We start from the raw sequence: 20649 nt of genomic DNA on the forward strand, positions 1-20649 counted from the left end.
GTCAAGCTTTACCATAGCTCAGAGGTACAAAAAATAACCTTAACGTACAATAATTTTCGATATCCAAACTGCCCCCTTAATAACTCCTAAAAGCCGATGGAACTAAAGCCTTAATTTTTCCACGCAGATAACTTGCACCTAAATAAATACAAGTTAAGGAGTTAACCAAAAACTTTAGCCAAAATCTCATTTGGTATTATAAAGGTTATACATTAGTTTAATGATGCGGAGCAATACTAAAAAGCAGTAGCGTTAAGAGTTAAATAACTTACCGATGCTGTCTCGGTGAACAGCCAATAACGCGTTTAAAAGCTTTACCAAATGCACTTTCGGACTCATAGCCGAGGGACGTGGCGATGCGCGGGATTGAATCTGCTGAGTTTTTTAATCGATCGCAGGCCAGCAGCATCCGCCAGTGGGTCAGGTACTCAATCGGCGCGCTGCCGACGATGTCTTTAAAATGCTTAGCGAAAGCTGAGCGAGACATGCCGACGTGGGCTGCAAGACTCTCTAAAGTCCAGCGATGCTCCGGGTTGTTATGCATACAGGCCAGCGCGGTGCTTAACTGTTTGTCCGCCAAAGCAAAAAGCCAGCCAACGCCGCTATTTTTTCCGTCGTGCAGATGAAGCCGAAGAGCCTGAATCAGCATCATATACGCCAGCTGCTGGGTGATCAGGCTGCCGCCCGGCTGGGGTTCGCGCACCTCCAGCGCCATTCGCTCCAGCGACCAACGCATGGCCGCTTTATCGGCTTCCTGCTGAATATGCACCACGGGCGGCAAGGAGCCGAGCAGCAAATCAGCATGAAGCCCGGTCAACACAAAGTGGCCGCCGACTAGAAAACACGCCTCCGTCCCACCCCCCAGCACGTTTTGGCCTAAAAGCCGCGCCTCGCGCAGAATAGCGAAGTCTATCGGCGCGGCTTGCAGATCCGTTGCGATAACAAAAGGCGCTCCCGGCGGCAGGAGGTAACAGTCTCCCGCATTCAGCTCTATCGGCCCATCAACGCCTTCGACGGATAACCAACATTGCCCAGACACCACGGCGTAACACTTAATACCAGCATGTTCGGGCCATTGAATTGCCATCTCGCGACCTATCGCCACGCCCCCCGAGGCATAGCTCTGGGGCTTGAGCAAGGAGAGCAGTTCTGACAATGGATCCACATTAAGCTCCACGGCATTGGACGATGGGACGATAAATAGCGACTTTCCAGCATAGATCGTTCAGCGAGCAGAATCTAGAGTAAAGGCCACGGGACACTGAAGTCCTGACCCAACCAGAGGCGAATTCACCATGCGTATTTTTCTCACCGGCGCGACCGGATTTATTGGCACCGCCGTCACCCGCGAACTTATCGCCGCGGGCCACCAGGTACTTGGATTAACCCGCAGCGAGCAGGGCGCGCACCACTTGGCGGCCTCGGGGGCGGAAGCACATTATGGCGACGTTAACGATCTAGACAGTTTGCGTCGCGGCATTAGTCAGGCCGATGGCGTGATCCACACGGCGTTCAATCACGATTTCTCGACGTTTTTAGCCAACTGTGAAAGTGACCGTCAGGTGATAGAAGCCATGGGCCGAGAACTGGCGGGGTCATCTCGCCCGCTGATTATCACCTCGGGTGTCGCGCTGGGCGCACTTCAACCCAATACGCTGGCTAGCGAGGACAACTTCAATCCTGATCACGCCAACCCGCGTAAAGCCTCAGAGCTGGGTGGCATCAAGGCCGCCGAGCAGGGCGCCAGCGTCTCGGTGGTGCGACTGTCGCAGGTTCATGACCCTATCAAGCAGGGTTTAATCACCCCGCTGGTTGAACTGGCTTTGCAGAAGGGCGTTTCGGCCTATGTCGAAGAAGGGCAAAACTGCTGGTCCGCTGTGCATATCAGCGATGCGGCGCGGCTCTATGTGTTGGCGCTGGAGAAAAACGCCACCAATAGCCGTTATAACGCCGTGGCCGAGCCTGCTATCCCAATGAAAACCCTCGCCGAGACACTGGGCCGGGTGCTGAATTTGCCGGTGAAATGCCTGGCTGCGCACGAGGCGGCCGAGCATTTCGGCTGGATGAATATCTTTGTCACCCACGATATGTCTGCCTCCAGCGACCTCACCCAGCAGCGTTTAGGCTGGAAACCGACGGGCCCGTCATTGATAGCCGACCTTGAGCAAATGCCTATCAAGTAACCTTGTCAGCGGCTTCCGGCGTGGGGGCGGCTCGTCGGGTGGCGAGGAAAATCAGCGGAACTGCAATCAGGTAAATCGCCACCACCGACAGCCAGACCGCGCCGGGCCAGTGGTGCTGCACGGCAAAATAGAAGGTGGAGAAAAAGAGGGGCGCGACAATAGATGCCAAACTCACCGCCGACATCAATACCCCCTGAAATTGCCCCTGTAGGTCGGCCTCCACCTGCCGTGTCGCCAGCGCCTGAAGGGCAGGCGTGCCCATACTGCCCAACGCGAACAGCGGCATAATGGCAAACACCATCCAGCCTTGTTGAACAAAGGCCAACGCAGCCAGTGCGAGACAGGAACAGCCAATTCCCAGCAATGTTGCGCCCCGCTCACCGAAAAACTTCGCGGCGGGACCGGGTATAAACGTCTGTACCAGCGTTTGGCACAGGCCAAAGGCCCCCAGAGATAAGCCAATCCACAAGCCGTTCCAGTGAAAAGCGTCGTGGCCCCAGAGCGCCCAACAGATGCCGTAAGCCTCGCCGGTGGCACTCAAAATAAAGAAAGTCATCACAATCGGCATCAGGCGTTTCATCGACCAAACCCAGCGCAGCGGGCGTAATGGATTAAGCAGCGCGAGATTGATTTTCCCCGCACTGGCTTTGCGCGACTCCGGCAAAACCCATAGCGCCAGCAGGAAGTTGGCAGCGTTAAGCGCGGCGGCGGCGATAAACGGCAGCTGCACGCGGATATCGCCCAAAACCCCGCCGATAACCGGACCGATAATAAAACCCAGCCCAAACATGGCATTGAACAGACCGAATCGTCGGGCGCGGGTTTCCGGCGGCGAGATATCCGTGATGTAGGCCATGGCCACTGAGACATTAGCGCTGGTCATCCCGGCAATGGCTCGGCCAATTAACAGCCAAATCAGCGAGGAGGAGAATGCCAGCAGCAAGTAGTTCAGCACGGCACCGGCGAGGGAGAGCAGCAGCACCGGCCTGCGCCCAAGGCGATCGCTCAGCGCCCCCAGCACCGGCGCAAAAACAAACTGCATCACGGCATAAAGCGCGGTCAGGATGCCAATATAGAAGGCAACATTGTCGCTATGGGTAACCTGTTTGAGTAAGGAGGGCAGAATAGGAAAAATCAGGCCGATGCCCACGGCATCAAGTGCAATAGCAGTGTAAATAACAATAAGTGATTTATTCATAACGCGTTCCTGTCGACATTCAGATTCAGCCTTCAGAAAGCTGAGTCCATTGACCTGCCTGACCGGGAGTCAGACCTTAGAACGCTGGCCGAGGAGTGCGTTGGAGCACTGTCGACGTATGTGTCGGCACCGAAGCGCCGATTTTTCGCGAGGAGGGAGTTATAGCATGGCTCGGCGCGGGGTGCATCACCTCTGTACCTGTACGCGCTCTATTGCAGCCATGAATATTTAACAGCCATCGCCACAACGCCAAGTTAAAATTTTCGACACCCGCTCACCTGCGGGTAATTGCGGCACACCAGCATCAATTCGCCTTTTGGCTCGAAGCCTTTATCCAGCATACATTGCTGGATGCCCGCGGCTTTGCGCAGCGTTGGCACATAGGGGACTGAGCCTAAAGGGTGCGGGTATCCGCATTGATACATCACCGACTCGGCCAGCTTGTCATTCTCAATCTGCTCGTCGAAGTGCTTCGACGCCCCGGCCTTGCGCCAGGTGATAAAGGAAGACTTTACTTCGGCGTAATCAGGCCTCATTGGGTGGAAGCCTCTGTCAGCCACAAAAGGCAGAGCGTCGAGCTGGCTCTGGCTGAGAGGCTTTCCCTGCTCCTGCTCACGGCAGGCTTGGGTATCGTGGTAAACGCGGACACTACAAATTTTGAATCCGTCTTTGCGGGTAAACCCTTGATTTTCCATGCACTGATAATAAAGCACTGACTCATTGTCGGTCTTGGGAATGTCGGAACCAGGCAGCTTAACGCCACATTGCCCCATCGCAACGCGCACGCCGTCAATATCCGTATTTGGCCGCTGCCACTGGGTCAGGTCGGGTGCTGGAGGGCATCCCGTTAACAATAGAACGGACACGGCCAGCAGAGGTAAGGTCAACAGAGTCGATTTGCGGAACATTGAAACCCCTTATTTATTATTGTGTAAGGCTGCGCCCATACTGCCCGTATTCCCGTTCTGCAACAATCTTGTTCTCCGAAGAAGTTTCTATGAAATAAAAATTTAACCTCGCCCGGATTGACTGCCACTGCAAACGTAATATTATAAGTTACATGAAAAGAGACAGTAAATTATCTGGCATCCTGCATGTCTTGCTGCACATGGCCGAACAGAATACGCCCGTCACCTCTGAGTTGCTGGCACAAATGATGAGCACCCATCCGGTGGTGATCCGCCGCACCATGGCGGGGCTGCGCGAACGCGGCTATGTCAGCTCGGTGAAAGGGCACGGCGGCGGCTGGACCTTAACCTGCGACCTCAACCAGATCACCTTGGTGGAAATCTGGCGCGCGGTGGGTGAGCCGGCACTGATCGCCTTAACTCATCGCCACGAATCCCCCGGCTGTCTGGTCGAGCAGGTGGTCAATCAGGCATTAGATACCGCCAGCCGCGAGGCCGAAGCCTTGCTGATCGCCCGGCTGGGTGAAGTCACGCTGGCCAAGCTTTCCAAAGATTTTCATCAGAACTTTGCCGCGCACAGGTCAGCCGCGCAGGCCTGCCAACCCGAGGACCCCGCATGAACAACACCAATGACATCTTCAACGGCGAATTCTCACGCCAGTACGACGCCTATAATGAAAGCCTGAATGAGATTGCCAACAACCTGCATCTGTTGATTTCCGTGTTGCTGCGCGACCTGCCGAAAAAGGCGCGAATTCTCTGCGTGGGTGTCGGGACGGGCTCTGAGATCACCCGACTGGCTAAGCAGCATGCGAATTGGCACTTCATCGGCGTCGATCCTTCCCCAGATATGCTGGAAGTCTGCCAAGAGAAGTTGCAGCGCGAAGGGCTGAGTGATCGATGCACTCTGATCGAAGGTTATCTGGGCGACGTGCCGGTGAGCGGCGACTATGACGTTGCGCTGTGTCTGCTGGTCGCCCACTTTATTCAGGACGCCGATCGTTTGGGTATTTACCAGCAGATAAATGACCAACTGGCGGCGGGCGGGCGAATGATCTGCGCCGAAATCGCCGGAGATATGGCATCTGAAGGCTTTGACGCCCAGCTCATTAGCTGGGCAGCCATGCACTCTGTAGCCAGCAAAACCGAGCGCGACCCGCTGGAAATCAGAAACCAGCTTAGCCAACGACTGTTGTTACTGGCCCCGGAGCAAACCGAGCGCCTTATTAGCCAATCAGGCTTTGAACTGCCGCAGCGCTTCTTCCAATCCTTGCTGATCCACGGCTGGATGGCAAAGAAACCTCAGAGATAGCATTTATCGTCAAAGACATAATGTGAACGAACATTCTCAAAACTTGAACAGGCGTCCAGCTTTTGGCATGATGCTTGCCCCACCGAGTTTTAAAACGGGTAATTTCTTGGTTTATCTCTGTAAACAGGACAGGCAGGCCGCCATATTGCAGGCCGCCGCACGCGTGGCGTTGGATGAAGGATTAGCCGCCACCACGGTGAGACGCGTCGCGTGTGAAGCGAGCACCGCCTCAGGTCAGGTGCATCACCACTTCTCCAGCGCGGCATCCCTGCGGGCAGAAGCCTATGCGCTGGTGATGCGTGAACTGCAATGGGATCTGGAAGCCACCAGCTGTCACCTGCCTGCGCTGGAAAGGCTACAGCTCTATCTGATTGATGCGAAACATGAAAGATACCTACAGGCCATCCGCCTGTGGCGCGAAGCCATGCTGTTGAGCGAACAGGATGAACTGATGAAAGCCGCCTTCGCCGGTTCACTCTACGACTGGCATCGGCTAGTCACCAATGTCATCCATTCCGGGCTACAAAACGGTCAATTCACGGCGACGGATGACGCGCAGGACATTGCCTGGCGGCTAATTGGCTTAGCCAGCAGCTTCGACGGTATGTCGCGCCTCGAGTCGCTGGGTTTAACGCGGGAAAAAGTGGCTTACAACTTAAACCGCGCGATTAAAAAAGAGTTGTTTTTACCTTCTAGCACCCATTGATTGATGACGATTATAGAGTCGATTTCCGGCGCGAAAAGCCTGGGATCCACGTTAAACATCAGGACAGTTCGGAGCGCAATTTGTACAACATCGAAAAACCTGATTTCCACGACCAGCTGATCAAAGAGCTACTGTACTGGATTGAAGTGAATCTGAATGACCGTCTGACCATGGAGAGAGCCTCGAAGAAAACGGGCTACTCGCCGTGGTATCTGCAACGCCTGTTTAAAAGCAAAACGGGCTATGCCTTGGGGAAATACATCCGCGATCGCCGTTTGACCATGGCGGCCATTGCTCTGCGCCTGACCAATATGCCGATTCTGGATATCTCGCTCTACTACTCTTATGACTCGCAGCAGACCTTCACTCGCTCTTTTAAGAAGAACTTTGCCGAGACGCCTGCCGTGTTTCGCCGCAACGCCGAGTGGAATATGGGCGGCATTACCGCGCCGCTGCTGATCGACGAATTTCCTGCGCCGAGCTATGAAATTATCGAGTTGCCGGAGATGTCATTTGTCGGCAAAACCCAGCGCCACAGCTATCCGATTGAAGCGTTATTCAATCCAAAAAACCATGTGCACCGCGACGCCATGCATCACTACCTGAAAGATCCGACCTGTCTCGACCGTGCGGCTTGGGGTTTGGCGGATTGCCGGGCCAGTGACGAAGTGGAATCGGTGATGGGCATGGACATGCTCTACACCGTAGCGCGCCAACTCGGCGAAGAGAGTCGAGAGGGGGATTGCGACGAGCTAGTGGAACAGGTCGTGATCCCGGCGGGTCGCTATTTGAAATTCGACTACACCCACGAGTTGGATCGCCTTAACGATTTCATTCTATATATGTATTCGGTGTTTTTACCGACGCAAGATTTGCAGTTCCGGCTCGGGCATGATTTGGAAAAGTACACCCGCACCGCTAGCGAAAATGGCATTACCTGCGAATATTACATTCCTATTGCCTAGGTTATCCCGTCGAAACGCTCTCAGCAGGGGCCATCACTGGCCCCGCTGACGCTCGCGGTATTCGCGCGGCGAACAGAGCATCACTCGCTTAAACGCATTACTAAAAGCACTGTCCGACTCATATCCCAGCGACTGCGCCACGGCAGAAACTGTCACATCGCTGGCGGCCAGGCGCCGACTCGCCAACTGCATCCGCCAGCGCAGTAAATATTCTAAAGGCCCAAAGCCGACTTTTTGTTTGAAATTCAAGGCGAAGGTTGAACGGGAAACCCCGGCCACCTCGGCCAACTGCTGCACGCTCCAGCGTTTTTCCGGTTCAGCATGCATAGCCTCCAGCGCGGCGTTGACTCTTGAATCGGAAAGGGCAAACAGCCAGCCCGTCGGGCTGTCCTGCTCCCTTCCCAGATACTGACGCAGTACCTGAATCAACATGATATTGCCCAACTGCTGGGCCATCATCGCACCACCGGGGGACGGGCTGGATACCTCTTGCGCCAACAGTTCAAGAGCCCAGCGCAACACCGGCGCCGAATCCGTGCTGGCATTGACTACCGCCACCGAAGGCAGGCTGTCGAGCAATAAACGGGCTTCCTGACCGTAATTAAAACGCCCGCCAATCATAAAAAAGTCCTGCTCAGCGCCGTAGTGCAACATGCCTTTGACCGACTGGCGAAACAGCGACACGGCATCTGCGGTTTTCATCTCTAAGGCGCTGGTCAGCGTGAAGGCTCTCGGGCGGGTCAGAATGAAGCAATCCCCCGGCTGTAGCTGAATAGGGGCGGATTCTCCTTCCACTGTTAACCAACAGCTGCCTTCGACCACGGCATTGAATTTGATGTTTTCGGGAGGTGGGAAATGCATCCCCCAATCACCGCCGGTGCGCAGCCCGACCACGTAAGCTTTGTCGGCACTGAGTTGGGAAAGTACGTCTGAAAGTGGGTCCATGGGTCGACTCCGCGAAGTGCCGTAATGGCGTCATAATGCACGGAAGATATCAGCTATACTCGCCGCACGGATAACCTTTTCATGGCTTATTCCTCCATCCTTTGTTCCCACCACACAGGCGCACTGCATGATAGAGAAGATCTTAAGCACCATGCTGTTAGACTCTACTAACCTTGAAATTCAAACGATTCAGACTGGTCATCGCCTGAATCTGGCGGAGTTCTGGGCCATCAAACCGAATGAGCGAATCCTTGAGATTGGCTGCGGGCAGGGCGACACCACCGCCGTGCTAGCGGAGTTGGTGGGCGAAGGCGGGCAGGTGGTGGCGCTGGATATCGCCAGCGGCGACTACGGCAGCCCTTACACCCTCGCACAGTCTCTCGACAAGCTCACTTCCTCGCCGGTGGGCAGCCGAATCAGCGTGTATCTTGAGACGGACTTCCTCTCAGACGCCGTTGAATTTCCACCTAAGTACTTTGATAAAGTCATTGTGGCGCACTCCTCTTGGTATTTCGAAAACCTCGACGTGCTGGCGCGCATCATTGAAAAAGCCCGCCGCGTCGCCAAACAGTTCTGCTACGCCGAGTGGGATACGCGGGTCACCGACATCAACCAGATGGCTCACCTTTACGCAGTGCACATTCAGAACCAGTACAACCTGTTTGCCCACCACGACGACTGTAATATTCGCACGCTGATCACCCGCGACGACCTTGCCGGGATGATGGCCGCACGGGGCATTAAGCAGCAGTCGGAGCAAGTCTTTGAGCAGCACCAACTGCAAGACGGTCAGTGGGAAGTGAGCCACGTGCTGCGCCACCTCCAGCAGGTGATTGCCAACAGCGCAGAGCTGAACGCCAAGACCAAAGCCTTCTTCCAAAGCCAAATCGCCGAGCTGAAGCACTACGCCGACCGCGGCATCGCGCCGTTAAATGCGCATGCGTCGTTGTGGGATTTGGGGGAGCATTAAAATAGATTGTTTAAAATTCAGGCTATCTTTGTGGCTACAAAAGGGCTACACTTTATTTTAGTTAATGAGGAGAACTACTATGCCAGATACCGTCGTACGTGCCCGGGTTTCACCAGCCTCAAAGGCTGCTGCAATGGCAAACGCCAAGGCCCTTGGTTTGGATTTATCGACTGTCATTAGAATGGTTGTAAATCGTCTTGCCGTGGATGCTGAATTGCCAAAAGATTTAATGCAACCTAACCAGCAAACCCTTCAAGCCATTCGAGATTTAGAAAATGGGGTAGAAACCACTCGTGTTGATACCATCTCCGATCTTAAACGCGATCTAGGTTGGTGACGATGCTACAAATTGTTTATCAAAGTCGTTTTAAAAAAGATGCCAAGCGCTATGCAAAGAACAAGAAGGCGCAGGATGTAATTTTAGAAACCATTGCTTTGTTACAGACAGGGGAGCCTTTACCGAAAAAATACAAGGAGCACTCCCTGATTGGCAATTACATTGGTTATTTAGAATGCCATGGAATGCCGGACCTACTTTTGGTCTACCAGCGAACGACGACCGAGATAAAATTATATAGAGTCGGCAGTCACTCAGACCTCTTCTAACTCTCACCGCGACGTGGTGAGAGCATTTCTTGAAATCAGACGATCTCGACAGTATTCGGGACGTTAATGCATTCCTAGTCTGAGCAATATCCAGCATGATGGGTTGTCGGCTAACCGATGACCCCGGGGTTGTCTTGCGATTCAACCACATTGGAACTGACTCTATGACCACTCAACAACAACCACTGCATTCTGGATTCGATAAAAACTCTACCGCCAGCGAGGTGCTGGGCCAACGCAGCCTCACCGGCATAAATGCGATTGTGACTGGCGGCTATTCTGGTATTGGGCTGGAAACGGTGCGCGTTCTGGCCGAGGCCGGAGCGCAGGTCCGCGTTCCCACCCGTGATGTGGAAAAGGCTAAAGAGGCGCTGAAAGGCATTTCCAATGTTGAAACGGACTTCTTAGACCTGATGGACCCCGCGTCTATTGACGCTTTCGCCGAGCGTTTCCTCGCAACGGGCCGCCCACTGCATATTCTGATTAACAGCGCGGGGGTGATGGCACCGCCGCTGCATCGCGACGCACGGGGCAACGAGTGGCAGTTTTCCACCAACCATCTCGGCCACTATCAACTCACCGCGCGCCTGCTGCCCGCGTTGAAAAATGCCAACGGCGCGCGCGTGGTCTGCGTCTCTTCACGCGGTCATCGCTTTGCTGGGGTGGATTTCGCCGATCCTAACTTCAATCAGCGCCCGTATGACAAATGGCTGGCCTACGGCCAGTCGAAAACCGCCAACGTACTCTTTGCCTTACAGCTGGATAAGCTCGGCGAGGCGCATAATATCCGCGCATTTTCCCTGCACCCGGGCGCGATTTTTACCGCGTTAACCCGCCATATGGAAAAGAGCGATTATCAACGCGTCGGCGCACTCAATGAGGATGGTGAGGTAAAAACCACTGAAGAGGCGGGATTCAAAACCGTTGAGCAGGGCGCTGCAACCTCGGTGTGGTGCGCCACCCATCCAAGTTTGGCGGGCAAAGGCGGTGTTTACTGTGACGATGCAGACATTGCTCCACTGGCCGCCGAGGACGGCGCAGAAATCGGCGTAAGCTCATGGGCCATCGACCCCGAGGCGGCCAAACGCCTGTGGCAGCTGAGTGAGAAACTCACCGGCGTGCGCTACGTCTGGTAAATTCGGGCAAAAAAAATGCCGCACGCCATTTCTGGAATGCGGCATTTTTAATTCCGTCATCACTGTTCTGCAACATTAGCCATAGGCCGCTTTATGATTGATGTGATAGAAGGTCGCGGTGGCGGCCATGACGTGTTGATCTTCCTTACCCGGTTTGTGCGATTCCACATTAGTAATGTGATAGCCGACAGCACCCGCGTCTAACGCCTTTTTAACAAATGCGCTATTCAGCTCTTCCATGGACGTTGCCCAAGAAACCGTTGCTACGCCGACGGCCTGCAGGGACGCGACTTCACGATGCGATAATCCTGTGCGAACTAAAACAGGCGTAACCGTCTTGGGGTTAAATATGGATATAATATCATTCACTAAATCTTTCATGGACTTACCCCTCATCAGGTTAGGTTCTACATCGGTTAGTCAGAGCATGTCGTCAATAAACAGAGGTTGATGGCCACTCTGATTTATTCACCGGCACCGTTCCAATAGACACCCATTTTTGTTTAGATCTTTAGCTTTAATTGCTAATTAGTTGTTAAGAAAACTCCCGCCACAATTCACGTCATCTTCAACGAAGATATTTTCAGTTGGTTACAGGTCAGGGGTGGTTGAAATGTACCAACTGGCGGCTATTTCACCGCCGCCAGTTGGCGAACTTCAGCCCCCGGCTTTGCGGCAAATTGGTTTTCCGGCTCACGCAGGCCTAAATTCTCGCGCAGCGTCTCTCCTTCATACTCCGTGCGGTATAAGCCTCGCTGCTGCAAGAGTGGGATCACCTGCTCGACAAAATCGTCGAAAGCCGTTGGCGTGCCGCCGCGAACGATAAACCCGTCCGTCGCGCCGCTGGTAAACCAGTGTTGCAGACCATCGGCCACGTCGCTGGCGCTGCCAATAAAGGTCGGGCGCGGGGTGGCGGCTTCCAAAGCCACCTGACGCAGCGTCAATCCGCGCGCTTTGGCGTCACGCTTGATAGAGTCCGTGGTGCTGCGGAAGCTGTTTTGGCCCAAATCACCAATGTCCGGGAAAGGCTCATCCAACGGATGTTGGCTAAAATCATAATGCTCGAAGTAGCGCCCTAGGTAATCCAGCGCCTTATCGGCGGTGACTAGCTGGGCCGTTTGCTGATATTTCTGCTCGGCGTCGGTGACGCTGTCACCAATAATCACGCTGATGCCTTGGAAAATACGGATATCATCGGCGTCACGGCCGTTTTCAACCAGCTGGCGTTTGACGTCCTGATAGAACTCGCGGGCCAGCTCCGGCGTGGCCTGACGGGTATAAATCGCGTCGGCGGCCTCGGCGGCAAAGGCTTTACCCTGCTCGGAGGCTCCGGCCTGAAACACCACCGGCTGGCCCTGCGGCGAGCGCCCGACGTTGAGCGGCCCCTGCACCGAGAAATACTTCCCCTGATGGTTCAAGGTGTGCAGCTTCTCCGGCGCAAAGAATTGCCCCTTGGCCTTGTCGCGCACGAAAGCATCGCCTTCCCAAGAATCCCACAAGCCTTTGACCACGCTGACATATTCACTGGCGATGCGATAACGCTCGTCGTGCTCCGGGTGCTTATCCCGCGAGAAGTTCTTGGCCGAGCCTTCAAGCGGAGAAGTCACCACATTCCAGCCCGCACGACCGCCGCTGAGGTGATCCAAGCTGGCGAACTGCCGCGCCACGGTAAAAGGCTCGCTGTAAGAAGTAGAAAGCGTCGCCACCAGACCAATCTTATGCGTCACCAGCGCCAGCGCGGACAGCAGGGTGATAGGCTCAAAACGGTTGAGGAAGTGCGGGATCGACTTCTCATTGATATACAGGCCGTCGGCGACAAACAGAAAATCAAATTTTCCCTGTTCGGCCTTTTGCGCTAGCTGCTGGCAGAACTGGATATTGATGCTGGCGTCAGCCACCGCGTCCGGGTGGCGCCACGCGGACATATTCCCTGACGCGCCCTGAATGATCGCCCCCAAACGTAACTGTCTCTTGTTGCTCATGACGCTTTCCTCAATATTGGGTTGATGTTGTTCGAGCTAGGCCGCCTGACCGGGCAGCGCGGCCAGCAGTTGTTGAGTCCAGCGGTGCTGCGGATGGTTAAACACCCGATTGACATCGCCGCTTTCGACCACCGCACCGTCTTTCATTACCAGCACGCGGTCGGCGAGATGGTGAATGACGCCAAGGTCGTGTGAAATAAACAGCAGCGCGGTGTGATGCTCCGCCTGCATATCGGCCAGCAGATCCAGTACCTGCGCCTGCACGGAAACGTCGAGCGCGCTGACCGGCTCATCGGCCACCAGCAAGGCAGGGTTTGGCGCGAAGGCGCGAGCAATGGCCACGCGCTGACGCTGCCCGCCGGAGAGTTCACGCGGGTAACGCTGGAGAAAATGCTCGCCGAGGCGCACTTCATCCAAAAGCTGTAACACACGCTGGCGGCGGGCCGCGCCGAAAATGCCCGCTGCGTCGAGGCTCTCGCCAATGATTTTCTCCACGGTATAGCGCGGGTCGAAGGAGCTGAGCGGGTCCTGCGCAATCAGCTGAATGCGGCTGCGGCGCAAGCGCCGTTCGGCCTCAGCCACGTGGCTCCACGGTTGCGCTTCAATCTGGATCAGGCCGCTGTCCGGTTCGGTCAGCCCTAGCACCATGCGCGCGACGGTGGTTTTACCCGAGCCAGACTCGCCGACGATACCCAGCGTCTCTCCCGCCGAAAGCTGGAAACTGACATCGCGCACCACCTGATGCTCGCCGTAATATTTATTCAAGTGCTGGGCCAGCAGTAGCGGCTCACCGGCTGCAATTTGGCGCTGGGGAAGGGCCACCGGCGCGGGGGAAGAAAGGCGAAAACCTTTAGTTTCGGGCGTCGGTACGGCGCGCAGCAACTGGCGGGTCCACTCATGGGCCGGCGCATTGAGCACCTGCCAGGTCGCGCCTTGCTCCACCGCTTCGCCATCCTTCATCACTACTACAACGTCAGCCAGCTGGCCGACGACGGACAGGTCGTGGCTAATCAGCAGCAGCGCCTGCCCGTCGTCGCGGCGGCGCTGAAGGAGGTCGAGGATCTGCTTTTGCACCGTCATATCCAGCGCGGTGGTCGGCTCATCGGCAATCAGCAGCTCGGGTTTACCGGCCAATGCCGTGGCGATCAGCGCACGCTGGCGCAAGCCACCGGAGAGCTGATGCGGATATAGGCTCAGACGGCGCTGCGCCTCCGGCATGCCCACCGACGCCAGCAGTTGCAGACTCTGCTTGCGCAGGTCGATTTTGCCCTCGCTCGGATGCGCCAACAGGGCGTCGCCCAGTTGCTGGCCGATACGCCGCAAAGGGTCGAGAGAAACCAGCGCGTCTTGCAGCACATAGCCAATCTGCCTGCCGCGCACGCCGCGCCACTCGCGCTGGCTGGCGCGCAGCATGTCGCGGCCATTAATCATAAAACGGTCCGCCGTCAGCTCGGCGTTTTCATCCTGTAGGCCAATCAGCGAGCGGGCGGTAACGGTTTTCCCCGAGCCGGATTCCCCCACCAGCGCCAAAGACTGCCCGCGCTGCAATTGCAGGTTTAACCCGCGCACCACCACTTTGCGGCCCTGCGGCGAGGGGAAGCTGACGGTCAAATTGCGAATATCAATAAAGAGTTCCTGACTCATGCCTGTCTCCCTTCGAAACGCGCCTGCCAGTGGCGGCCGACGGTGTTGACTGCCACCACGGTGAGGGTGATCGCCACGCCAGGCCAGACGCCAATCCACCAGGCATTGCGCAGGTAATTTCGCCCTTCGGCCAGCATCAATCCCCACTCGGCCGTTGGCGGCTGCGGCCCCATGCCGAGGAAACTCAGCCCGGCCGTGCCGATGATCGCCGTGCCTAAACCCAAGGTTGCCAGCACCGGCACGTGGGCGATGGCGTGGGGCAACACGTGCCGCCAGACCAGCGTGCGGCGAGTCAGGCCGAAGGTGCGCGCCTGCTCGACATAGCCCGAGGACATCACTACGAAGGTTTGCGCTCGCACCACGCGGGCAAAGCGCGGGATCGAAGCGACGCCGAGGGCAAAGATCAGATTGGTGGTGCCCGGGCCGGTGAAGGCAATCAGCATCAGCGCCAGCAGCAGGTCGGGAAAGGCGGAGATCACGTCCACCGCGCGGCTGATAAACTCATCCAGCGCGCCGCGCGCCAGCCCGGACAACAGCCCGAGCAGGCTGCCGACGGTGACCGCGACGGCCATCGCCGCGATGCTGATTAACATCGAATAGCGGCTGCCGTAGATAATGCGCGTCAACACGTCGCGCCCCAGTTGATCGGTGCCCAGCCAGTGGGCGGCCGAAGGAGGCAGCTGGGCGTTGATCGGGTCAGCGCTCAGCGGATCGTTTGGGCTAATAAGGGAAGGAAAAAGCACCGCCAGCAGTATTAAAATCAGGAACAGAGCTGCCACTGCTAATCCTGTTGAAGGCCAACTGCGGCGGCGCTGTAAGCTTAGGGAGAGGCTCATGACGCGCCTCCCTGTGAAGAGGGCTGGTCGCGCAGGCGCGGGTCAATCAGCAGGTAGAGAATATCCACCAGCGTGCTCATCGCCACGTAAACCAGCGCCGAGAAAATCGCCACCGCCAGCACCACCGGCAGGTCTTTGCCGAGCACGGCGTCCACCGTCACTTTGCCCAGCCCCGGGCGGCCAAACACCTGTTCGGTGATCACCGCGCCGCTGAGCAGCCCGCCAATCAGCCAGCCGGTGAGGGTGACGGCGGGCAGCGCGGCGTGACGCAACGCGTGGCGCAGGCGAATGGTCAAATTACCCAGCCCCCACGCCCGCAGCGTCAAGGCGAAAGGCTCGTTTAACGCGTCTTCCAGACCCCGGCGCAGCACCTGCGCGACCACCGCGCCCTGCGCCAAGCCCAGCGACAGCGCCGGTAACACCAGTGCCGAGAAGTTGCGATCTCCGGCGACCGGGAACCAGCGCAGGGTAAAGCTGAAGATAAACAGCAGCACGATCCCCAGCCAGAAAGAGGGTGTCGAGGCCAATAACAGCTCGAAGAACCCAGCAATCCGGCGGCCAAAGCGGCGGTTAGCGGTGAGCACCGCCATCGCCACGGCGAAGGTCAGGCTGACCAGCAAAGCCGCGCCAGTCAGTTTCAACGTCGGCCAGAGCTGCGAGAGCACCAGTGAACTGACATCAATATTGAGCAGGTAAGAGCGGCCGAAATCACCGTGCAGCACCCGCCACAGATAGTGCAGGTATTGCAGCCACAGCGGCTGGTCCAGCCCCCATTCGGCGCGAATTGCCGCCTCAATCGCCGGGGTGCGCACCTGCTCGCCAATCAGCAAGCTGACAATATCTCCCGGCGCGAGGTAGACGCTGATAAAGGACAAACTCACCGCCGCCCACAGCACCAGAATGCCGCTGCCAATGCGGCGCAGAATTCGCCATAACAGCGGCGCGCGCCACGTCGGCGGGCTGCGCCATCTGCGCGGCGTATCAAGTGAAGTTTCAACAGTCATCGGGCGGCTCCTTGGTTCTTTTACAGTTCAGTTCGGCGCGATTTAATGGTCGCTCAGCCAGACGTCATAGGCGTTTTCAGGCATCTGCTTGAAAGGTCTAAAGCCGACGCCGTGGACGTAAGACGCGGCAGCAATCTGGTCTTCCGGCTCATAGAGCGGGATGGCAAAGGCCTGCTGCACGATGGCAAACTCCTGCAACTGGGCATAAAAGCCTTTGCGCTTGTCGTTATCGAGGGTTTGCGCCGCGCCGTGCAGCCAAGGGGCGATTTCTGGCGCATCGGTACGGCTATAGTTGATGGCACCGCCGCCTTTCACTGGCAGGTAGTGGTTTTCAATATCAATGCCGTCGGTGTCGGTGTTCGAGTTAGCAATCGAGCCAAACAGCCCGGTATTGCGCACATCGGTGTAGGTGCCGGAGTCGACATAACGAATCTTCAGTTCGATACCCAAACGCTGGCGAGCCTGCGCCTGAAGGGCTTGCAGCAGCACATCGCGCTGGTCGCGCACCGTGGCCTGCGCCTGAATGATCTCAATGCTCAGGCGTTTGCCGTCTTTGGTGCGAAAGCCCTCGGCGTCGCGGGTTTTCCAGCCCGCCTCATCCAGCAGTGAGTTGGCGAGCTGCGGGTTATTGCCATATTTGCCGTCGAGGCTGTTGTCATACAGCGGGTCCACCGGCGAAGTGATGCCCCACACCCGCGTGCGCTCACCGCGATAGATAGATTGCAAAATGGGCCCGACATCCAGCCCCTGCAACAGCGCCTGGCGCACCTTCACTTCCTGAGTTGGGCCGTAAGTCACGTTAAGAAACAAGGAGTAAGGCGTGCCGGTGTTCAGCGCATGTTGGTAGGTGAAGTCTGGGTTATCTTTGAATTCTCCGGCGTCATTACCGGAAATCCCCTCAATCACGTCCACCTGACCAGAAAGCAGCGCGCCAGTGCGCACCGAGGATTCAGGCAGGAAGCGATAAGTCACGCTGTCGAGATAGGCCGGGCCTTGGTGCGCGGCATTGGCCGACGCCCAGTTGTAGGCCGGGTTTTTCACATATTCCACCTGCTGGCCTTTCTCATAACGCTTGAGGATAAACGGCCCGGTGCCCGCCAAGTCCGGCCCACCGGCTTTAAGCTGCGGAGAGGCCCACGAGGCCGGAGAGAGCAATTTCAGCCCGGCGGCGAAAGAGAGGAAGGGCGCGTACACCTGCTTAAGAGTGATCACCACCGTACTTTCATCCGGCGTGGTGACGCTCTCGATACGGCTGGCAATGGCGCACAGGCTAGAACCGGCGCAGTACGCCGGGTCCTGCGCATGGCGGAAATTCTCCGCCACGGCGTTGGCATCAAACTTTTTGCCGTCGGAGAAAGTGACGTCAGGGCGCAGGGTGAAAGTGTAGGTTTTGCCGTCGTCAGACAGGCTGTAGCCCTTGGCCAACCACGGAATATAGGAGCCGTCTGGCTTGCGAGCCAGCAGGGATTCATAGGCCACGCGCAGGATCAGTTCGGCTTTCGACTGGCCGTTAAGCTGCGGGTTGAAAGTATTGGGTTCGGTTTCTACGCCCCAGGTCAGAGAGCCGCCGCTGCGCGGTTTTTCATCGGCGGCAAAGGCAGAATAACTGAAAGACAGCGCCATTAACGAAAGGGCGGTTAGCCCGATAGTGGGTTTAATCAGGTTCATTGTTTTCCCAGAGATCAATAAGTTAAAACGGCATTTAGACGAAAAGCTTGGCCTCGGGCACGGTGCGCACGAACTCTTTTTGCGCCTGCGCCTCATAGAGCGAGGTGTTGAGGATTTTGCGTAAGTACACCAGTTCCACCCCTAGCGGATTCACCGCCGTGTGGAAAGGCTCATAGCCGCGACGCTGATAGAGCGCCGTCAGCCAAGGGTGGCGAATGGCGGTCGCTAGGTAGACGGCGGGCACTTTGAGGGTGTCGCGCAGAAAAGTATTTTCAACATGCGTCATGATCTGGCCACCATAGCCGTGACCTTTTGCATTCTCATCCACCGCGAACCAGTGGACGAAAGGCCAGGGCGCGTACTCTTTCTTGCTGGTCGGCGTCCAAGGAAAGCGAGTGGTGAGGGTCGCCGTGATGCCTTGCTCGGTTTCCAGCACATAGGTGGTTTCATTGCGGATCACCTCACGCACGTCCTCCACGCTGGCGCGGGTAATGGTGAAGTGAATGTTCAATTTCAGCAGCGGCGAGTAAGCGCGTTGCAGCAGGCCATGCAGCTCGGCGGCCTCATCTTCGCGGGCCAGACGGATAAGTTGACTCATTGTTAATCCCCTAAGCCAGCGCCCGGCTCTCTGCGGCGAGCAGCTCGAGAGAGGCCAAACGCGCCTGTGGCTGAGCCAGCGGCGTGTCGATCACAAACTCCTCCACGCCATAGCGCGCCTGTAGCTCTTCGAGCTGATGATGCACCTGCTCGGCAGTGCCGGTCAGAATCGACGAAACGCGCTCTTCAATCTTGTGCGAGGCGGCGGTGGACTGGCGAATGTAAGCCTCGGCCTGTGCCACGCTGCCCACGGTGACGCTCTGACCGTCGCTGCCAATCACCCGGAAAGCCTGCTTGTCTGCGGCCAGCTCTTCGGCTTTCGCTGCCGTCTCCGCCACAATCACCGACACAGCCAGCAGCGCGCGACGCCCCTGACTGTCATGGGTGTAAGCTGAGAGGGCGCGGCCGATTTCGGTCTGGTCGCCATTTAAATGCGCGGCAAACACAAAGTTCCAGTTCAGGCTGGCCGCCAGACGGGCGCTCTGCTCACTGGCACCGAGCAGGAAGCGTCCGGCAGTCTGCGGCGGCAGCGGCGTGGCGAGCAGGGTATCGCCCTGAGTGTCATTCGGCTTGGCATTTAGCCAGTCATCGAGCAGGCGCAGCTGATCGGCAAAATCCCCTTTCAGGGCCGGATCCACGGCATATTGCAGCGCGCGCGTGGAGAGCGGCAATCCGCCCGGTGCTTTACCCACGCCTAAATCCACCCGGCCCGGCGCGAGGGAAGAGAGGACGTTGAAGTTTTCCGCCACTTTGTAAGGACTGTAGTGCTGCAACATCACGCCGCCCGAGCCGACGCGAATGCGCTGGGTGTGGGCGAGGATCCAGGCAATCACCACTTCCGGCGAGGAAATAGCCAGCTTGTCAGTGTTGTGATGCTCTGCCAGCCAGAAGCGGTGATAGCCCCAGCGCTCGGCCTTCTGCGCCAGTTCCAGCGTACGTTTCAGCGCACCGCTGGCACTTTCACCTTCATCGATTGGACTTTTTTCCAGCAGACTTAATCGGTAACCCATCTCGTTATTGTCCTTATGTTCCCTGACTACGGTATGGGGTCGATTATTAAAGGCAGGTTAGAAAGTTGTAAAACAACAATAGTTGCTATGAAGTTGCGCGAAATGAGATAGGGATGGCGAGGAAATAGAAGTAATTGCCCAATAACTTGGTTTAAGATGCCACTTTCTGTTGTGCCAAGATAAGGATTATCATTAATGGCCACCATGCATAACCCACCGCATCCGGGGCTTCTTGTGAAAGAAACTATGGAAGAGTTAAACCTGAGTACCCGTGCCTTGGCAAAAGAGTTGGGGGTTGCGCCCTCGACGGTTCAGAGGATCGTTGCCGGGAAGTCCGATATTTCGCCTGAAATGGCCATTCGTCTCTCGGTAGTGATCGGCAGCTCTGAATATTTCTGGCTCGGCATGCAGAATGATTATGATTTGTGGCAGGCGAGGCAGGTGGTGGACGTTTCCCAACTGCACCGATTGCAAACGGCATAGCGATATAAATTGAAAGACAGAAGGGCTGCAAACCCGTCCCATAATTAGGTCCACCATGACACAACAACCCCCCAACCAAGATTTTGACCAGCGCTTCAATGCCTTGGTGGATAGCCTGACGCTCGCGCCCAATACGCCGGACAATCAGGTTATTGACCGCATTGCCCTGCATTTTCGCAAGCTGCTGAATTTTTTGACTCAGGACGCTGAGCTGACCCAGCAGGCCTTTGGCGAGACGCAGAAAGCCGCGTTGGTAAACGCCATTAGCGCTCTGCTGGCCGGGTGCCAGCAGAGCGGGCTGTTTCGTCAAGACCTGTCGACACGGTGGATAGCGCGCTGCTTTGTTGGCATGCTAGATCAAATGAAAGAAGAACCGGGCGACGCGGCGGCTCGCCACCAACAGAGCATCGGCTGCGCCAAAATCCTGTGTGAAGGGATTTGGCCGGGCGCGGCGGACGCCAGACCTTAATCAGCGCCAAAAATGACATAAAAAAGC

Annotated in this window: 23 protein-coding genes; 11 read left to right on the forward strand and 12 right to left on the reverse strand. The window is 56.6% G+C overall.

Going from position 1 to position 20649, the window contains the following annotated elements; genetic code table 11:
* Window positions 1-268: 268 nt before the first annotated feature.
* Window positions 269-1165, reverse strand: coding sequence for a cupin domain-containing protein (locus SBO83_RS15180; RefSeq protein WP_396132084.1), 897 nt, complete (start codon window positions 1163-1165; stop codon window positions 269-271).
* Window positions 1166-1295: 130 nt separating this feature from the next.
* On the opposite strand from SBO83_RS15180, the gene SBO83_RS15185 reads away from it, so the two are divergent.
* Window positions 1296-2183 (forward strand): SDR family oxidoreductase, encoded by an 888-nt coding sequence (locus SBO83_RS15185; protein ID WP_396132085.1) that lies wholly within the window; start codon window positions 1296-1298, stop codon window positions 2181-2183.
* Here SBO83_RS15185 and SBO83_RS15190 read toward each other — a convergent pair.
* Both SBO83_RS15190 and SBO83_RS15195 read right to left on the reverse strand, forming a co-directional pair.
* Window positions 2176-3381, reverse strand: coding sequence for a TCR/Tet family MFS transporter (locus SBO83_RS15190; protein ID WP_396132086.1), 1206 nt, complete (start codon window positions 3379-3381; stop codon window positions 2176-2178). The genes SBO83_RS15185 and SBO83_RS15190 overlap by 8 nt on opposite strands.
* Window positions 3382-3635: 254 nt before the next feature.
* On the reverse strand, window positions 3636-4289 hold the full coding sequence (locus SBO83_RS15195; protein ID WP_396132087.1) for a hypothetical protein: 654 nt from the start codon (window positions 4287-4289) through the stop codon (window positions 3636-3638).
* 152 nt (window positions 4290-4441) lie between these two features.
* Between SBO83_RS15195 and SBO83_RS15200 the strand changes: the two genes are divergently transcribed.
* The 4 genes from SBO83_RS15200 to SBO83_RS15215 all read left to right on the forward strand — a co-directional run bounded on the left by SBO83_RS15200 (window position 4442) and on the right by SBO83_RS15215 (window position 7272).
* The gene (locus SBO83_RS15200) at window positions 4442-4909 is read left to right on the forward strand and encodes an Rrf2 family transcriptional regulator (RefSeq protein WP_396132088.1); all 468 of its coding nucleotides are present in this window, start codon (window positions 4442-4444) and stop codon (window positions 4907-4909) included.
* A complete protein-coding gene (locus SBO83_RS15205; protein WP_396132089.1) occupies window positions 4906-5601 on the forward strand; it encodes a methyltransferase domain-containing protein in 696 nt (231 codons plus the stop codon). Before SBO83_RS15200 ends, SBO83_RS15205 begins: the two co-directional genes overlap by 4 nt.
* A 67-nt stretch (window positions 5602-5668) precedes the next feature.
* Window positions 5669-6307, forward strand: a complete 639-nt coding sequence (locus SBO83_RS15210; protein WP_396132090.1) for a TetR family transcriptional regulator — start codon at window positions 5669-5671, stop codon at window positions 6305-6307.
* Between the two features lie 80 nt (window positions 6308-6387).
* The gene (locus SBO83_RS15215; protein ID WP_396132091.1) at window positions 6388-7272 is read left to right on the forward strand and encodes a helix-turn-helix domain-containing protein; all 885 of its coding nucleotides are present in this window, start codon (window positions 6388-6390) and stop codon (window positions 7270-7272) included.
* Between the two features lie 33 nt (window positions 7273-7305).
* Here SBO83_RS15215 and SBO83_RS15220 read toward each other — a convergent pair whose 3' ends face one another.
* On the reverse strand, window positions 7306-8217 hold the full coding sequence (locus tag SBO83_RS15220) for an AraC family transcriptional regulator (protein ID WP_396132092.1): 912 nt from the start codon (window positions 8215-8217) through the stop codon (window positions 7306-7308).
* Between the two features lie 127 nt (window positions 8218-8344).
* Between SBO83_RS15220 and SBO83_RS15225 the strand changes: the two genes are divergently transcribed.
* From SBO83_RS15225 to SBO83_RS15240, 4 genes are all read left to right on the forward strand, one after another.
* Complete coding sequence (locus tag SBO83_RS15225) at window positions 8345-9187, forward strand: methyltransferase domain-containing protein (RefSeq protein ID WP_396132093.1); 843 nt, start codon at window positions 8345-8347, stop codon at window positions 9185-9187.
* Between the two features lie 79 nt (window positions 9188-9266).
* On the forward strand, window positions 9267-9524 hold the full coding sequence (locus tag SBO83_RS15230) for a type II toxin-antitoxin system RelB/DinJ family antitoxin (RefSeq protein WP_396132094.1): 258 nt from the start codon (window positions 9267-9269) through the stop codon (window positions 9522-9524).
* Between the two features lie 2 nt (window positions 9525-9526).
* The gene (locus SBO83_RS15235; RefSeq protein ID WP_396132095.1) at window positions 9527-9793 is read left to right on the forward strand and encodes a type II toxin-antitoxin system mRNA interferase toxin, RelE/StbE family; all 267 of its coding nucleotides are present in this window, start codon (window positions 9527-9529) and stop codon (window positions 9791-9793) included.
* Between the two features lie 164 nt (window positions 9794-9957).
* Window positions 9958-10929: an oxidoreductase gene (locus SBO83_RS15240; protein ID WP_396132096.1), complete on the forward strand. Its 972-nt coding sequence runs from the start codon at window positions 9958-9960 to the stop codon at window positions 10927-10929.
* Between the two features lie 75 nt (window positions 10930-11004).
* Here the strand turns inward: SBO83_RS15240 and SBO83_RS15245 are convergent, their stop codons facing one another.
* The 8 genes from SBO83_RS15245 to SBO83_RS15280 all read right to left on the reverse strand — a co-directional run bounded on the left by SBO83_RS15245 (window position 11005) and on the right by SBO83_RS15280 (window position 19670).
* The gene (locus SBO83_RS15245; protein ID WP_353504183.1) at window positions 11005-11310 is read right to left on the reverse strand and encodes a YdgH/BhsA/McbA family protein; all 306 of its coding nucleotides are present in this window, start codon (window positions 11308-11310) and stop codon (window positions 11005-11007) included.
* Window positions 11311-11558: 248 nt separating this feature from the next.
* The gene (locus SBO83_RS15250) at window positions 11559-12911 is read right to left on the reverse strand and encodes an NtaA/DmoA family FMN-dependent monooxygenase (RefSeq protein WP_396132097.1); all 1353 of its coding nucleotides are present in this window, start codon (window positions 12909-12911) and stop codon (window positions 11559-11561) included.
* A 36-nt stretch (window positions 12912-12947) separates the two neighbouring features.
* Window positions 12948-14555 (reverse strand): dipeptide ABC transporter ATP-binding protein, encoded by a 1608-nt coding sequence (locus SBO83_RS15255; RefSeq protein WP_396132099.1) that lies wholly within the window; start codon window positions 14553-14555, stop codon window positions 12948-12950.
* Window positions 14552-15391, reverse strand: coding sequence for an ABC transporter permease subunit (locus tag SBO83_RS15260; RefSeq protein WP_396132100.1), 840 nt, complete (start codon window positions 15389-15391; stop codon window positions 14552-14554). The genes SBO83_RS15255 and SBO83_RS15260 overlap by 4 nt, the downstream gene beginning before the upstream one ends.
* Window positions 15388-16395, reverse strand: coding sequence for an ABC transporter permease subunit (locus SBO83_RS15265; protein WP_396132101.1), 1008 nt, complete (start codon window positions 16393-16395; stop codon window positions 15388-15390). The genes SBO83_RS15260 and SBO83_RS15265 overlap by 4 nt, the downstream gene beginning before the upstream one ends.
* A gap of 42 nt (window positions 16396-16437) precedes the next feature.
* Entirely contained in the window at window positions 16438-18018 is a 1581-nt protein-coding gene (locus SBO83_RS15270; RefSeq protein WP_396132260.1) for an ABC transporter substrate-binding protein, read from the reverse strand.
* A gap of 79 nt (window positions 18019-18097) precedes the next feature.
* Window positions 18098-18661, reverse strand: coding sequence for a GNAT family N-acetyltransferase (locus tag SBO83_RS15275; protein ID WP_396132102.1), 564 nt, complete (start codon window positions 18659-18661; stop codon window positions 18098-18100).
* A gap of 10 nt (window positions 18662-18671) precedes the next feature.
* A complete protein-coding gene (locus SBO83_RS15280; protein ID WP_353504177.1) occupies window positions 18672-19670 on the reverse strand; it encodes an LLM class flavin-dependent oxidoreductase in 999 nt (332 codons plus the stop codon).
* 195 nt (window positions 19671-19865) lie between these two features.
* Between SBO83_RS15280 and SBO83_RS15285 the strand changes: the two genes are divergently transcribed.
* On the forward strand, window positions 19866-20153 hold the full coding sequence (locus SBO83_RS15285; protein WP_396132103.1) for a HigA family addiction module antitoxin: 288 nt from the start codon (window positions 19866-19868) through the stop codon (window positions 20151-20153).
* 55 nt (window positions 20154-20208) lie between these two features.
* The gene (locus SBO83_RS15290; RefSeq protein ID WP_396132104.1) at window positions 20209-20622 is read left to right on the forward strand and encodes a hypothetical protein; all 414 of its coding nucleotides are present in this window, start codon (window positions 20209-20211) and stop codon (window positions 20620-20622) included.
* Window positions 20623-20649 lie beyond the last annotated feature (27 nt).

It is taken from the genome of Ewingella allii (assembly GCF_044430645.1).
Classification (GTDB): Bacteria; Pseudomonadota; Gammaproteobacteria; order Enterobacterales; family Enterobacteriaceae; genus Ewingella; species Ewingella allii.